This window comes from Comamonas sp. CAH-2 (assembly GCF_009668305.1).
In the GTDB taxonomy this organism is placed as follows: domain Bacteria; phylum Pseudomonadota; class Gammaproteobacteria; order Burkholderiales; family Burkholderiaceae_C; genus Comamonas; species Comamonas aquatica.
Genome location: NZ_VSWF01000004.1, coordinates 20,957 through 34,976 on the forward strand (window position 1 = coordinate 20,957; position 14,020 = coordinate 34,976).

General features: G+C 64.5%; 14 protein-coding genes. 6 read left to right on the forward strand and 8 right to left on the reverse strand.

Annotated features, from left to right (window positions below; genetic code table 11):
• Positions 1 to 2: 2 nt before the first annotated feature.
• Both rimM and rpsP read right to left on the reverse strand, forming a co-directional pair.
• Positions 3 to 572, reverse strand: coding sequence for a ribosome maturation factor RimM (gene rimM, locus FYM52_RS04265; RefSeq protein WP_043380588.1), 570 nt, complete (start codon positions 570 to 572; stop codon positions 3 to 5).
• An 81-nt stretch (positions 573 to 653) separates the two neighbouring features.
• Positions 654 to 908: a 30S ribosomal protein S16 gene (gene rpsP, locus FYM52_RS04270; protein WP_042411519.1), complete on the reverse strand. Its 255-nt coding sequence runs from the start codon at positions 906 to 908 to the stop codon at positions 654 to 656.
• 126 nt (positions 909 to 1,034) lie between these two features.
• Between rpsP and FYM52_RS04275 the strand changes: the two genes are divergently transcribed.
• On the forward strand, positions 1,035 to 1,559 hold the full coding sequence (locus tag FYM52_RS04275; RefSeq protein WP_154163214.1) for a GNAT family N-acetyltransferase: 525 nt from the start codon (positions 1,035 to 1,037) through the stop codon (positions 1,557 to 1,559).
• A gap of 7 nt (positions 1,560 to 1,566) precedes the next feature.
• Entirely contained in the window at positions 1,567 to 2,013 is a 447-nt protein-coding gene (locus FYM52_RS04280) for a TM2 domain-containing protein (RefSeq protein WP_042411524.1), read from the forward strand.
• 104 nt (positions 2,014 to 2,117) lie between these two features.
• On the opposite strand, the gene FYM52_RS04285 is transcribed toward FYM52_RS04280, so the two are convergent.
• The 3 genes from FYM52_RS04285 to FYM52_RS04295 all read right to left on the reverse strand — a co-directional run bounded on the left by FYM52_RS04285 (position 2,118) and on the right by FYM52_RS04295 (position 5,492).
• Entirely contained in the window at positions 2,118 to 3,128 is a 1,011-nt protein-coding gene (locus FYM52_RS04285; protein WP_042411527.1) for an inorganic phosphate transporter, read from the reverse strand.
• 25 nt (positions 3,129 to 3,153) lie between these two features.
• Positions 3,154 to 3,801, reverse strand: a complete 648-nt coding sequence (locus FYM52_RS04290) for a DUF47 domain-containing protein (protein ID WP_045267378.1) — start codon at positions 3,799 to 3,801, stop codon at positions 3,154 to 3,156.
• Positions 3,802 to 4,163: 362 nt separating this feature from the next.
• Entirely contained in the window at positions 4,164 to 5,492 is a 1,329-nt protein-coding gene (locus tag FYM52_RS04295) for a replication-associated recombination protein A (RefSeq protein ID WP_238826116.1), read from the reverse strand.
• A 339-nt stretch (positions 5,493 to 5,831) separates the two neighbouring features.
• Between FYM52_RS04295 and brnQ the strand changes: the two genes are divergently transcribed.
• A complete protein-coding gene (gene brnQ, locus FYM52_RS04300; protein ID WP_045267380.1) occupies positions 5,832 to 7,154 on the forward strand; it encodes a branched-chain amino acid transport system II carrier protein in 1,323 nt (440 codons plus the stop codon).
• A gap of 170 nt (positions 7,155 to 7,324) precedes the next feature.
• Here brnQ and lolA read toward each other — a convergent pair whose 3' ends face one another.
• Complete coding sequence (gene lolA / locus FYM52_RS04305) at positions 7,325 to 7,960, reverse strand: outer membrane lipoprotein chaperone LolA (protein ID WP_042411539.1); 636 nt, start codon at positions 7,958 to 7,960, stop codon at positions 7,325 to 7,327.
• A gap of 42 nt (positions 7,961 to 8,002) precedes the next feature.
• On the reverse strand, positions 8,003 to 10,327 hold the full coding sequence (locus FYM52_RS04310; RefSeq protein WP_154163216.1) for a DNA translocase FtsK: 2,325 nt from the start codon (positions 10,325 to 10,327) through the stop codon (positions 8,003 to 8,005).
• A gap of 308 nt (positions 10,328 to 10,635) precedes the next feature.
• On the opposite strand from FYM52_RS04310, the gene trxB reads away from it, so the two are divergent.
• The 3 genes from trxB (at position 10,636) to rpmG (ending at position 12,241) form a co-directional block, all read left to right on the forward strand.
• On the forward strand, positions 10,636 to 11,583 hold the full coding sequence (gene trxB / locus FYM52_RS04315) for a thioredoxin-disulfide reductase (RefSeq protein ID WP_042411544.1): 948 nt from the start codon (positions 10,636 to 10,638) through the stop codon (positions 11,581 to 11,583).
• Positions 11,584 to 11,816: 233 nt separating this feature from the next.
• Positions 11,817 to 12,050, forward strand: coding sequence for a 50S ribosomal protein L28 (gene rpmB / locus FYM52_RS04320; protein WP_003058229.1), 234 nt, complete (start codon positions 11,817 to 11,819; stop codon positions 12,048 to 12,050).
• Positions 12,051 to 12,070: 20 nt separating this feature from the next.
• Positions 12,071 to 12,241, forward strand: coding sequence for a 50S ribosomal protein L33 (rpmG, locus tag FYM52_RS04325; protein WP_042411550.1), 171 nt, complete (start codon positions 12,071 to 12,073; stop codon positions 12,239 to 12,241).
• 188 nt (positions 12,242 to 12,429) lie between these two features.
• Here the strand turns inward: rpmG and FYM52_RS04330 are convergent, their stop codons facing one another.
• Positions 12,430 to 13,926 carry a PLP-dependent aminotransferase family protein gene (locus tag FYM52_RS04330; RefSeq protein WP_154163217.1) on the reverse strand — a complete coding sequence of 499 codons (1,497 nt, stop codon included), beginning with the start codon at positions 13,924 to 13,926 and terminating at the stop codon, positions 12,430 to 12,432.
• Positions 13,927 to 14,020 lie beyond the last annotated feature (94 nt).

Here is a 14,020-nt window from a genome sequence, read left to right on the forward strand (position 1 = left end):
GCTCAGTAGTCGGGCTGCCAGTCCGCGATGATGGTTTTGGCGGCCACATCCACCTTGTCGATGTAGGCATCGACAAAGGGAATCATGCGCTCGCGCTCCTTGCCACCTTCTTCGTAGGCCAGCACCAGCGTGGTCTGGGGGCCGGTGGCCAGCAAATCCTTGACCACGCCCAGCGCCACGCCCTCGCGGTTGCTGACGTGCAGGCCCATCAGGTCGACCCAGTAGTACTCGCCGTCCTCGGCCTGGGGAAAATGCTCGCGCGCCACGAAAATGCGGGCACCGCGCAGGGCCTCGGCCGCATTGCGGTCCAGCACGGCGGGCGAGGTGGCCACGATGGTGTCCGAGTGCGGGCGCACCTGCTTGACCGGCAGCAGCACCGTGCCCGTGAAATGCTTGGCGCCTTTTTCGGCCGGCAGCAAGAACCACTGCTTGGCGGCGAACAGGGCTTCAGGATCCGCACTGTAGGCAATGACCTTGAACCAACCCTTCACCCCCCACGCATCGGCAATGCGGCCAATTTCCACCGCATCGTCCGGCAGTGCGGTGGGTTCCAGTTCAGGCATGTGGCTCATGACAATCTTCAAAAGACGAAAAAAGAAAAAACGGGTTCCGTCAGACTAGCCAACGGAACCCGTTTTCAATGGGGGTGCTGATTAGGCAGCAGCCTTGGCGGCAGCTTGCTTGAGCAGGCGTTCGACGGTGTCGGAAGCCTGGGCGCCAACGCCCTTCCAGTAGGTCACGCGGTCCAGCGCAATGCGCAGACCTTCTTCAGCGCCACGGGCGGTGGGGTTGTAGAAACCCACGCGCTCGATGAAAGCGCCATCGCGACGAACGCGCTTGTCGGTCACGACGATGTTGAAGAAAGGACGTGCCTTGGAGCCGCCGCGGGAGAGTCGAATAACGACCATGATTTATCCTTCGGGTGGTCACAGCAAATTTGCTGCAAGAGTTTTTCACGGCGTTTGAGACACGCGACATGGCCACCCGGCCAGCGACACGCCGAAAACGCAAGATTATATAGGGTTCTGATTTTTATGCCTAACATCCGCCCCAGCCAACCCCTGGATTTGCCCGCCATCACGGCCATTTACCGCCACCACGTGCTGCACGGCACCGGCACCTTCGAGATCGAGCCGCCCTCCTTGGCCGACATGACGACCCGCCGCCAGGACGTGCTGAACAAGCAGCTGCCCTGGCTGGTGGCTGAAGGCGAGGATGGCAGCATCCTGGGCTACGCCTATGCCAACTGGTTCAAGCCGCGCCCGGCCTACCGGTTCTCGGCCGAGGATTCCATCTACGTGTCCGACGCGGCGCGCGGCCAGGGCATTGGCCGCTTGCTGCTGGATGCGCTGTGCCGGGAGTGCGAAGCCGTCGGCGTGCGCAAGCTGATCGCCGTGATCGGCGACAGCACGAATGCCGGATCGGTGGGGGTGCACCGCGCCGCAGGCTTTGCGCATGTGGGCACGCTCAGCGCCGTGGGCTGGAAGTTCGACCGCTGGCTGGATGTGGTGATGATGGAGAAGTCCCTAGGTGCCGGCGCCAGCACCTCGCCCGAATAATGGGAGCATGAAGAACAAGACCGTTGCAGCGTGGTTGGCATTCGTCGGAGGCCCCCTGGGGCTGCACCGGTTTTATCTGCATGGGATGGGCGACACCCTGGGCTGGGCCCTGCCCATTCCCACGGCGCTGGGGCTGTATGGCATCCAGCGCGTGCAGCAGTTCGGCCAGGATGACCAGCTCAGCTGGGTGCTGATTCCGCTGCTGGGCTTCACCATCGCCGCCTGCGCCCTGGTGGCCATCCTCTACGGTCTGCGCCAGCCGCAGCAATGGAACGCCCGCTTCAACCCGCAGGCCAGCGCCGATGCACCGGCCGGCCACACCAACTGGTTCACGATTGCCGCCATCGCGGCCGCCCTGATGGTGGGGGCGGCAGTGCTGATGGCCAGCCTGGCCTACAGCTTCCAGCACTACTTCGAATACCAGATTGAGGAAGCGCGCAAGATTTCCCAATGAGGACTTGGCTGCTTCCAACAACGTAGCAGCTTGCGCAGAAAGAAAAAGGACTTCAGAGTCATTCCACTCTGAAGTCCTTTTTGTATCAGCGCCAGGCGCTCTTTTTAATAGAGCTGCAGGCTGACCCAGTAGGCCACGGCCGCCACGAAGGCGCTGGCGGGGATGGTCAGAATCCAGGCCCAGACAATATTGCCGGCCACGCCCCAACGCACCGCGCTCATGCGCTGGGTGGAGCCCACGCCGACGATGGCGCCGGTGATGGTGTGGGTGGTGGAGACGGGCACGCCCAGGAAGGTGGCGAAGAACAGCGTCATCGCGCCCCCAGATTCGGCGCAGAAGCCGCCCACGGGCTTGAGCTTGGTGATCTTCTGGCCCATGGTCTTCACGATGCGCCAGCCGCCGAACATGGTGCCCAGGCCGATCGCCGCGTAGCAGCTGACGATCACCCAGATGGGCGGGCTGGATTCGGTGCTCGACATGTAGCCCGTGCCCAGCAGCAGCAGCCAGATGATGCCGATGGTCTTTTGCGCATCGTTGCCACCGTGGCCCAGCGAATAGGCGCCGGCCGACACCAGCTGCAGGCGGCGGAACCACTTGTCCACCTTGCTGGGGCGCGTGCGGCGGCAGATCCAGGCGACGATCACCATCATCAGCGAGCCGAACAGGAAGCCCAGCAGCGGCGAGATGAAGATGAAGGCCAGGGTCTTGAGGATGCCGCTGGCAATCAGCGGACCGGTGCCGGCCTTGGCCACCACAGCGCCGACGATGCCGCCGATCAGCGCGTGCGAGGAGCTGGAGGGGATGCCGTAGTACCAGGTGATCAGGTTCCAGACGATGGCGCCGGCCAGGGCGCCGAAGACCACGTGGGTGTCCACGATCTCGGGATTCACGATGCCCTTGCCCACCGTGGCGGCCACGCTGAGGTGGAACACGAAGATCGCCACAAAGTTGAAGAAGGCGGCAAACACCACGGCCTGCGTGGGTTTGAGCACGCCGGTAGAGACGACGGTTGCGATCGAGTTCGCCGCATCATGAAAGCCATTCATGAAGTCGAAGATCAGCGCCATCGCCACCAGCAGAATGACCACCCACAGGGCGGCTTGTACGGTTTCCATGGTCAGGATTCCCCGTGCTGGTCGATCAGGAGTTTTCGAGGACGATGCCCTCGATGGTGTTGGCGACGTCCTCGCACTTGTCGGTGATGGTTTCCATCAGCTCGTACACACCCTTGAGCTTGATCAGCTCGCGCACATCCTGCTCTTCGCGGAACAGCTTGCTCATCGCGGCGCGCAGCACGCGGTCGGCATCGGATTCCAGGCGGTCGATTTCCTGGCAGGTCTTCAGGGCGGCCTCGGCCACCGACTGGTCGGCGATCTGGTTGAGCAGCTTGACGGCATCGCGCACGCGCTCGCAGCACTTGAGGCTCAGGTCGGCCAGGCGCGTCATCTCTTCGGTCATCTGGCGGATGTCATACAGCGCCATGGCTTCGGCCGAGTCCTGGATCAGGTCCACCACGTCGTCCATGGTGTTGATCAGGCCGTGGATGTGCTCACGGTCCAGGGGGGTGATGAATGTCTGGTGCAGGGTCTTGGTGACTTCGTGGGTCACACGGTCGGCGGCGCGCTCGGCGTTGTCGACATCGCTGTTGTACTTCTCACGCAGGTGCGGATCGTTGTAGTTGGCCACCATCTGCGAGAACGCACGTGCGGCTTCCACGATGCGCTCGGCATGTTGGTTGAACATTTCGAAAAAATTGCCTTCGCGGGGCAAGAGCTTGCCAAACAGCATGAACGCTCCTTCAAGAGTTATGTATAGCGTTGGAAACTAGAAAGCCTACGCGTGGCACACACGTAGGCTGCTGGATCTGTGGAAATGCGCGCAGCGCGCCATTCCTGTCGTTCCGGCGGGGCGACGCAGATGTCGCCGTTCCGGGTTGTGGCACCGGCCAAGGCGGCTGGTTGCCGCGCATTGTCCATGACAAAACAGTGAATATTTAATTAAATTTTTATGACAAATGTGTGACGAAACATGAAACAACAAAAAAGAACGCAAGCGCACACTCATTGATCAAATTCGAAAAAAATTGAACATTTTGTCGCCGCAGCGAGGGCATGCCTGCCGCACCGCGGTGGCGCGATGCAGGCCGCCCCTCACGGCTTGCGCTGCTGCTCTGCGGCCTCGTTGAGCTGGCGCAATTGCGCCAGTTTTTCACCGATCTTGATCTCCAGGCCGCGCGGCACGGGTTGGTAGAAGTGGGGATTGTCCAGCCCCTCGGGAAAGTAATCCTCCCCGGCCGCAAAACCACCTTCCTCGTCGTGGGCGTAGCGGTAGCCCTTGCCCCAATCCATGTCCTTCATCATCTTGGTCGGGGCATTGCGCAGGTGCATGGGCACGGGCCGCGTGCTGTCGGCTTTGACCAGGGCCTTCATCTGGTTGTAGGCCTGGTAGCCAGCATTGCTCTTGGGCGCCACGGCCAGGTAGAGCACGGCCTGGGCCAGCGCCAGTTCACCCTCGGGGCTGCCCAGGCGTTCATAGGTTTGCGCCGCCTCGTTGGTGATCTGCATGGCACGCGGGTCGGCCAGGCCGATGTCCTCCCAGGCCATGCGGATCAGGCGCCGCGCCATGTAGCGCGGATCGGCGCCGCCATCGAGCATGCGCACCAGCCAGTACAGCGCGGCATCGGGGTCCGAGCCGCGCACCGATTTGTGCAACGCGCTGATGGTGTCGTAGAACTGCTCACCGCCCTTGTCGTAGCGGCGCATGCGCTCGCCCAGCACCTGCAGCAGCCAGGCGTCGGTGATGCTGCCCACCTGGGCCTGCTCGGCCGTGATGGCCAGGGTCTCCAGCGTGTTCAGCAGGCGCCGTGCATCGCCGTCGGCATAGGCAATCAACCGCTCCAGCGCTTCATCTTCCATAGCTGGCACCGCTTGCAGCGCCTGGGCTTTAGCCACAATTTGCTTCAAGTCGTCGGCCGTCAGGCTTTGCAGCACATAGACCGCCGCGCGCGACAGCAGGGCCGAGTTGACCTCGAAGGACGGGTTTTCCGTCGTGGCCCCGATGAAGGTGAACAGCCCGCTTTCCACGTGCGGCAGGAAGGCGTCCTGCTGGCTTTTGTTGAAGCGGTGCACCTCGTCCACGAACACGATGGTGCGCTGCGGCATCAGGCCGCTGCGCGCCAGCTCGGCCCGCTCCACGGCTTCGCGGATGTCCTTGACCCCGCCCAGCACGGCGCTGATGGCGATGAACTGCGCATCGAAGGCATCGGCCATCAGGCGGGCGATGGTGGTCTTGCCCACGCCGGGCGGGCCCCACAGGATGCAGCTGTGCGGGCGGCCCGACTCAAAGGCCAGCCGCAGCGGCATACCCGCGCCCAGCACCTGCTGCTGGCCCACGACCTCCGCCAGGCTGCGGGGGCGCAAACGCTCGGGCAGGGGGACATGCAGGGCCGAATCCCCCGCGCCGGATGTGACCTTGGACAAATCAGCTGCGCCTTTCAGGGTTGTTTTGGAATTCGCCATATAACAGAACTTTATATGCGGCAAAATAGGTAAATCAGCGGATCACTACCCGTCATGCGCGATGCTTACCTGCGTTACCCATGATGGCTGTAGCCCGTGGACCGAAGCCACAAGCTTAATCGGCACGGAAACCCCTCGCCATTTGCTGCCCCTGCGACCCTCGGCCGGCAAGGCACCCTGCTCCTGTCGGCGCCGACATCCGGCCCGCAGCGTACGCGCACGGAATCCGCATTCGTCGCTCTGCAACGCGGCTCGCACGCACGGCTGTGCTGCGGCCCTCTGGTTTTAGGTTTTTTCCCCATGACAACACTCAAGACGCGGGACATTCTTGCCCTCGGCTTCATGACTTTTGCGCTCTTCCTGGGCGCAGGCAACATCATTTTCCCGCCCAGCGTGGGCCTGGCCGCGGGTGAATTCCAATGGTCGGCCGCTCTGGGCTTTTTGCTGACCGGCGTGGGCCTGCCCCTGCTGGGCGTGGTCGCGCTGGCGCGCGTCGGCGGGGGGCTGGACACGCTGACCAGCCCCATCGGCAAGCTGGCCGGCACCCTGATGGGCCTGTCCATCTACCTGACGATCGGCCCCTTCTTTGCCACGCCGCGCACGGCCACCGTGTCGTTCGAGGTGGGCATGGCCCCGTTCACCGGCAACACGCCCGAGGCGCTGCTGATGTTCACCATCGGCTACTTTGCGCTGGTGATGGTGCTGTCGCTGTTCCCCGGCAAGCTGATGGACAACATCGGCAAGATCATCACCCCGGCGCTGATCGTGGTGCTGTCCATCCTGGGCATCGCCGCGTTCGTGGCCCCGGCCGGTGACATCGTGACCACGCCTGCGCCCGACTACGCCTCGGCCGGCCAGGCCCTGGCCCAGGGCTTCCTGCAGGGCTACCAGACCATGGACGCGCTGGCCTCCCTGGTCTTCGGCATCATCATCGTGGCCGCCATCAAGGCCGCCGGCGTGACCGACACCAGGCTGCACACGCGCTACACCATCCTGGCGGGCCTGATCGCCGCCACCGGCCTGGGCCTGGTCTATGTGTCCCTGGTCTACCTGGGCGGCATGAGCGGCTCGGTGGTGGAAGCCGGCGCCAGCGGCGTGAAGATCCTGAACACCTACGTGGACAACACCTTCGGCACTGCTGGCAGCTTCCTGCTGGCCGCCGTGATCCTGCTGGCCTGCCTGACCACGGGCGTGGGCCTGGTCAGCTCCTGCTCGGCCTACTTCAGCGAACTGCTGGGCGTGAAGTACCGCACCGTGGTGATCGTCATGTCGGTCTTCAGCGCCGCCGTGGCCAACCAGGGGCTGGAGCAGCTGATCACCGTGGCCGTGCCCGTGCTGGTCGCCATCTACCCGGTGGCCATGGCCCTGATCGCACTGGGCCTGATGTCCAAGCTGTTCCAGCACCAGGCGCGTGTGTTCATCCCCGTGATGACCATGGCCTTGCTGTTCGGCATCGTGGACGCCCTCAAGGCCATGGGCTTTGGCAGCATCGTGCCCGCCGCGCTGGACAGCCTGCCCGGCAGCGCACTGGGTCTGGGCTGGCTGCTGCCCGTGGCGGCCACCCTGGCCCTCAGCGCCGTGCTGGACCGCATGCGCCCCGCACCCGCAGCCACCACGGCCTGATCCGGCTGACGCCACAAAAAAAGCCCCGCAGCCACAAGCTGCGGGGCTTTTTGCATGGCGCGCTCACACAAACAGAGCGGTTGGCGCGCGCTGCGCCTGCGTTTCAAGCCACAAACATGCTGAAACTCAGAACCCATGCGCGCGAGGCGCTATCGCATTAACGCCAGCCATCACTGCTGCATGACATCGGCGCCCGCGGGCACTTCGAACTTGAAGTGCCCGGCCGGCAGCGCGGGCAGCAGCTTGAGCTGGCTGAAACGGATCACCGAGCGCTGGCCGAAGCCGTCCAGGATGTCCATGGCCGCCAGGGTCTCGCCCTGGAAGCCCACGCGCACGCTCTTGAGCTGGCCGTCCGACGCCTTGGGCACGGCTTCAACCCACTGCAGGCCGTCTGCATCGGGCACGGGCTTGAGCGTGAAGTCTTTCTGCAGGCCCGACAGGTCGCTGGCCGACGCCAGGATCGCCGCCGGCGTGCTGCCCAGGGCATCGGCCTGCTTGCGCTGCGTGACCTGGTTCAGGTCCACGTCGTACAGCCACACCGTCTTGCCATCGGCGACGATGGTCTGGGCAAACGGCTTGGTGTAGGTGAACTTGAACTGACCGGGCCGCTGGAACGTGAAGTCGCCGCTGCTGGTCTTGGTGCGCGGCGCCTGCCCTTCCTTGGCCGGTGCGGTCACGGTCTGCGTGAACTGCGCCTGCCCGGCCTTGGCCGTGCGCATGAAGTGTTCCAGGCTCTGCAGGCCATCGGCCCAGACCACGGCCGGCAGCAGCACACTCGCGGCCAGCACCCCCAACGACTTTGTCATATCCATCCTGTCCTTTCGCCCGGCAGCCAAGGCTGTCCGGTCTTATTCCGGCCGTGCAGGCACCAGCACTTCGCGCTGGCCGCTGCTGGTGAGGGCACTCACCAGCCCTGCCTGCTCCATCTGCTCCAGCAGATTGGCCGAACGGTTGTAACCAATGCGCAGCTTGCGCTGCACGTACGAGATGCTGGCCTTGCGGTCCTTGAGGACGATTTCCACGGCCTGGTCGTACATCGGGTCCTTCTCGCCCCCTTCACCACCGCCGTCACCGTCCGGGCCGCCGTCTTCCGACAGGGTCGACTCCAACACCCCTTCGATGTAATCCGGCTCGCCTTGTTCCTTCAGATAGCTCACCACGCGGTGTACTTCATCGTCCGACACAAAGGCGCCGTGCACGCGGATCGGCAGCCCCGTGCCGCTGGCCATGTACAGCATGTCGCCCATGCCCAGCAGGGACTCGGCCCCCATCTGGTCCAGCACGGTGCGGCTGTCGATCTTGCTGCTGACCTGGAAGGCAATGCGTGTCGGAATGTTCGCCTTGATCAGGCCGGTGATCACGTCCACGCTGGGGCGCTGGGTGGCCAGGATCAGGTGGATGCCGGCCGCGCGCGCCTTCTGCGCCAGGCGGGCGATCAGCTCTTCGATCTTCTTGCCCACCACCATCATCAGGTCGGCCAGCTCATCGATGACGATGACGATGTGCGGCAGGCGGTCCAGGGGCTCGGGCGACTCCGGCGTCAGGCTGAAGGGGTTACCAATGATTTCACCCTTTGCCGTGGCTTCACCGATCTTGGTGTTGTAGCCGGCCAGATTGCGCACGCCCAGCTTGCTCATCAGCTTGTAGCGGCGTTCCATCTCGGCCACGCACCAGTTCAGGCCGTTGGCGGCCTGTTTCATGTCGGTCACCACGGGCGCCAGCAGGTGCGGAATGCCTTCATAGACCGACATTTCCAGCATCTTGGGGTCGATCATCAGCAGGCGCACGTCCTTGGCCTCAGCCTTGTACAGCAGCGACAGGATCATGGCGTTGATCCCCACCGACTTGCCCGAACCGGTGGTGCCGGCCACCAGCACGTGCGGCATCTTGGCCAGGTCGGCCACCACGGGCTTGCCCTCGATGTCCTTGCCCAGGCCCATGGTCAGCAGGCTCTTGGCCTCGTGGTAGACCTGCGAGCCCAGCACCTCCGACAGGCGGATCGACTGGCGCTTGGTGTTGGGCAGCTCCAGCGCCATGTAGTTTTTGCCGGGGATGGTCTCGATCACGCGGATGGACACCAGCGACAGCGAGCGCGCCAGGTCCTTGGCCAGATTGACCACCTGCGATCCCTTGACGCCCGTGGCCGGTTCGATCTCGTAGCGCGTGACCACCGGGCCGGGCGTGGCCTGCACCACGCGCACGTCCACACCGAAGTCCTTGAGCTTTTTCTCGATCAGGCGGCTGGTCATCTCCAGCGTCTCGGGCGATACGGTTTCCTGCTTGGCCGGCGCGGCATCCAGCAGGTCCACCTGCGGCAGGCTGCCTTCCTGCATCTGCGAATCCTGGAACAGCGGCTTCTGGCGCTCCTTGAGCACACGCTCGCTGGGCTGCGGCGGCGCGGCCGTGGGCGTCACGATCAGCACCGGCTCATGGTGGTGCTCCTCGATCTCGCTGCGCTCCTCGGCCACCACCTTGGCGCGCTCCTTCGCGGCCTTGCGGCCTTCGGCCTCGTCCTTGACCTTTTCCCGCTGCTGCTGGTTCAGGCGCACCAGGGTCTCGATGCGGCGGCCCAGGCCCTCGGCGGCGCGCCCCCAGGAAAAGTGGAACACCAGCGACAACGCCACCACCAGCAACGCAATCCCGATCAGGCCCGATCCGGTGAAGCCCAGCCAGCGCACGCCGATCAGGCCCAGGGTGTAGCCCACCACGCCACCGGCATGACCAGGCAGCACGCTCTCGAAACGGTACAGGCGCGACCACTCCAGCGCGCAGCTCACGCCCAGCAGCAGGGCCACACCGGCCCACCACTGCAGGCGCTCGCCAACCGGCGTTTCCAGCATGCTGTGGCCGCGCATCCAGCGCAGGCTGGACGCGCACAGCACATACAGGGCGATCAGCAGCAGCCACCAGGCCGACAGGCCAAAGCCGAAATACCAGGCATCGGCCAGCAAGGCGCCCAAACGGCCCATCCAGTTGTTCACCATGACCACGTCACTGCTGCCCGATGTGGACCACGCGGGGTCGAGGGGCGAGTAGCTGACCATCGCCATCAGCCAGAACAGCAGGCCCAGCGCACCGGCGGTCAGGCAGATTTCATGGCCAAAGCGCGCCAATCCCTGGCGGGGCGCGGTCTTGGCCAGATTGGCATTCAGTGCATTCGAGGAATAAGTCATACGCAGTCGGGAGCTTACCTTAGGCGTGCGAGGCGCTACACAAATGGTTGCAACGCCTGTGCAAGCACTTGCAACAACCACGCGGGCGTGCGCGCACCGCCCGCAGCCCGGCCATGGCCGTCGCACAGGCCAGTGCCGTTAGCTTCTGGCTATGCGCGTGTTTAGGGATACCTTGCCCAGGAATTTCCCCAGCTTTCTACAATGCATGGCTACCCCGTGCAAGCGGTGACACCTGCCCGACAGGTGCCGTGCGATTGTTCAACCGGTGTGGCGCATGCGCGCAACACCTCCCCCTTCGAAAAGCAACGATGTCCACCAACCAACACGCCAAAGTCCTGATTCTGGGTTCCGGCCCTGCCGGCTACACCGCGGCCATCTACGCAGCCCGCGCCAATCTGAACCCCATGCTGGTGACCGGCATGGCCCAGGGCGGTCAGTTGATGACCACCACCGAAGTGGACAACTGGCCCGCCGACGTCAACGGCGTGCAAGGCCCCGAACTGATGCAGCGCTTCATGGAGCACGCCGAGCGCTTCAAGGCCCAGATGGTGTTCGACCACATCCACAGCGTGGACCTGTCCCAGCGCCCCTTCACCCTGACCGGCGACAGCGGCACCTACACCTGCGACAGTCTGATCATCGCCACCGGCGCCTCGGCCAAGTACCTGGGCCTGCCTTCGGAAGAGGCCTTCATGGGCCGCGGTGTGTCTGGCTGCGCCACCTGCGACGGTTTCTTCTACCGTGAACAGCCCGTGTGCGTGGTCGGTGGTGGCAACACCGCCGTGGAAGAAGCCCTGTACCTGTCCAACATCGCCAGCAAGGTCACCCTGGTGCACCGCCGTGACAAGTTCACGGCCGAGCCCATCCTGGTGGACAAGCTGATGGAGAAGGTCAAGGAAGGCAAGATCGAGCTCAAGACCCACTTCACCCTGGATGAAGTGCTGGGTGACCAGTCCGGCGTGACCGGCATCCGCATCAAGAGCACGCAGGATGGCCACACCGAGGACGTGGCCCTGCAAGGCTGCTTCATCGCCATCGGCCACTCGCCCAACACCGACATCTTCAAGGGCCAGCTGGAACTGGAAAACGGCTACATCGTCACCCAGGGTGGCCGCAAGGGCTATGCCACGCAGACCAGCGTGCCCGGCGTGTTCGCCGCCGGCGACGTGCAGGACGACGTGTACCGCCAGGCCATCACCAGCGCCGGCACCGGCTGCATGGCCGCGCTGGATGCCCAGCGCTTCCTGGACCAGTAAACCGCACATGCCCAGGCGTGCGACAGGCTAAAACCCTGTCGGCCCACGCCTTTTTCCAGAAAGCCCGTATAATCGTGGGCTTTGCTGCATTTAGCGCCTGTTCTTACAGGTTGTGGGGTGTGACAAATTCGGGCTACCGCCACCCTTTATCTGGCGAGGTGAGGCCTGCTGGCACATTGCACTGACCGTGCAATCTCCGTGCTGGCGGCCGTTTCAAATATCGGAGTGTCCAAATGGCACGCGTATGTGAAGTTACGGGCAAGAAGCCCATGGTGGGCAACAACGTTTCCCACGCCAACAACAAGACCAAGCGTCGTTTCCTGCCCAACCTGCAGTACCGTCGTTTCTGGGTTGAGAGCGAAAACCGCTGGGTGCGCCTGCGTGTTTCCAGCGCTGCCCTGCGTCTGATCGACAAGAACGGCATCGACTCCGTGCTCGCAGACATGCGTGCCCGTGGCCAGGCTTAATTTCCTCAAGGAGCATAAAAATGGCTGCTAAAGGCGGACGCGAAAAGATCAAGCTGGCTTCCACAGCTGGCACCGGTCACTTCTACACCACGACCAAGAACAAGAAGACGATGCCTGAAAAGATGTCGATCATGAAGTTCGACCCCAAGGCTCGCAAGCACGTCGAGTACAAGGAAACCAAGCTGAAGTAATTCAGCCGTTTCTTCGGACAAGAACCGCCGACAGCGCAAGCTGCAGGCGGTTTTTTGTTGTCTGCGCCCTGGGTGGATGGCGTGCGACACCCGCTGTCGACCCGTGCGTGGGTGGGCCCGTGCGCGCCCGTATCGCGGGCGACCCCATACCAACATGTGGCATGCCTTCAGAGCCACGCACCACGCCCTCAACCGCGCGGCGCCTGTCCCAGTTGCTGGCAGGCCATGGCCCCCAGCAACTGCAGCGCCTGCTCCACGGCGGCATCCACCGGGTGCGTGCAGGCCAGCCGCAGGCAGTGTTCGTAGCGCCCGGAGTTGGAGAACATGCTGCCCGGTGCAATCCGGATGCCCTGGTCCAGCGCATCGCCGAACAGCCGGGCGCTGGAAAAGCCCTCGGGCAGCTCCAGCCACAGGCACAGGCCACCACCCGGCAGGCTCATGCGCGTGCCGATGGGGAAGTGGCGCGCCACCAGCCGGGCCATGGCCTCGCGCTGCTGCTTGAGCTGCGCCTTCAGCCGCTCCAGGCTGCGCTGGTGCGTGGGCGAACCCAGCACCTCGGCCACCACCAGCTGCCCCAGGGTCTGGGTGTTGCGGCTCTGGGCGAACTTGAGCATCTGCACCCGGCCATGCCAGCGCCCGGCATTCATCCAGCCCTGGCGCAAGCCCGGCGCTAGGCTCTTGTTGAAAGCCTGGCAATAGATCACCTGGCCCGCCACGCTGTCCCAGGCCTTGAGGGGCTTCACCGGCTGCGTGCCCTCGACGAACAGGCCATACGAATCGTCCTCGATCAGCGCCGCCCCGTAGCGCGCACACAGCGCCACCAGCCGGGCCTTGTGCGCATCCGGCATGCGCGTGCCCAGCGGCATCTGCAGCTCGGGCACGACCACCACGGCCTTGAGGCGCGGCTGGGTCTGGAAGGCCAGCTCCAGCGCCTCCAGCGACAGCCCCGTGCGCGGGCTGCACGGAATCTCCAGCGTCTGCAGCTGCAGCGACTCCACCACCTGCAGCAGGCCGTAATAGGTGGGCGACTCCACCGCCACCATGTCCCCGGGCGCGGCCACGGCCGCCAGCGCCAGGCTCACGGCCTCCGAATTGCCGGTGGTCGCCAGCACATCGCTGGGGGCCACGCGGATGCCCGCCGCCAGCGCGTGCCGGGCCATGGCCTGCTGGAACAGCGGGTGGTTGCCCTGGTTGGCCAGCAGCGAGCGGCCCTGCGTCAGCAGTTGCGGGTGTTCGCGCAGCAGCCGCGCCACGGTCTTGTTCAGAAAGCGGTGATCGAACAGCTCCGGCGGTGGCGTGCAGCCGCCCACATCCAAGTGCACCTGGGCCTGGCGTCCGCGCTCCAGCAACAGGGAAATGTGTTCGTTGATGCCCACAAAGTGCGCCTGGGCGCCGGGCTGCACCGGCTGGCTCAGGTCCGGCTCGCGGGTCAGCGCCACCCCGTCCAGCGCCCGCGCATCGCGCACAAAGTAGCCCACGCGCGGGCGCGCCTCCAGGTGCCCCTGCTCCTCCAGGTGGCGCAGCATCTGCAGGGCGGTGGACAGGCTGACCTGGTGGCGGCGCATCAGCTCGCGCACGGAGGGCATGCGCTCGCCCGCCTGCAGGGTCCCCAGGCCCATGGCCTGGGCATAGTCACCCGCCAGGCGGCGGTACAGGGGCAGTGAAGCGGCAGCAGCCAGGGTCATGGGCCGGATTTCCAACAGACAGCAGAGCCGCCATCATGCCCCAGGCCTCTGCTGCGCAACAGATACAGATGCAGCGCAAAACCACCAGAACAGC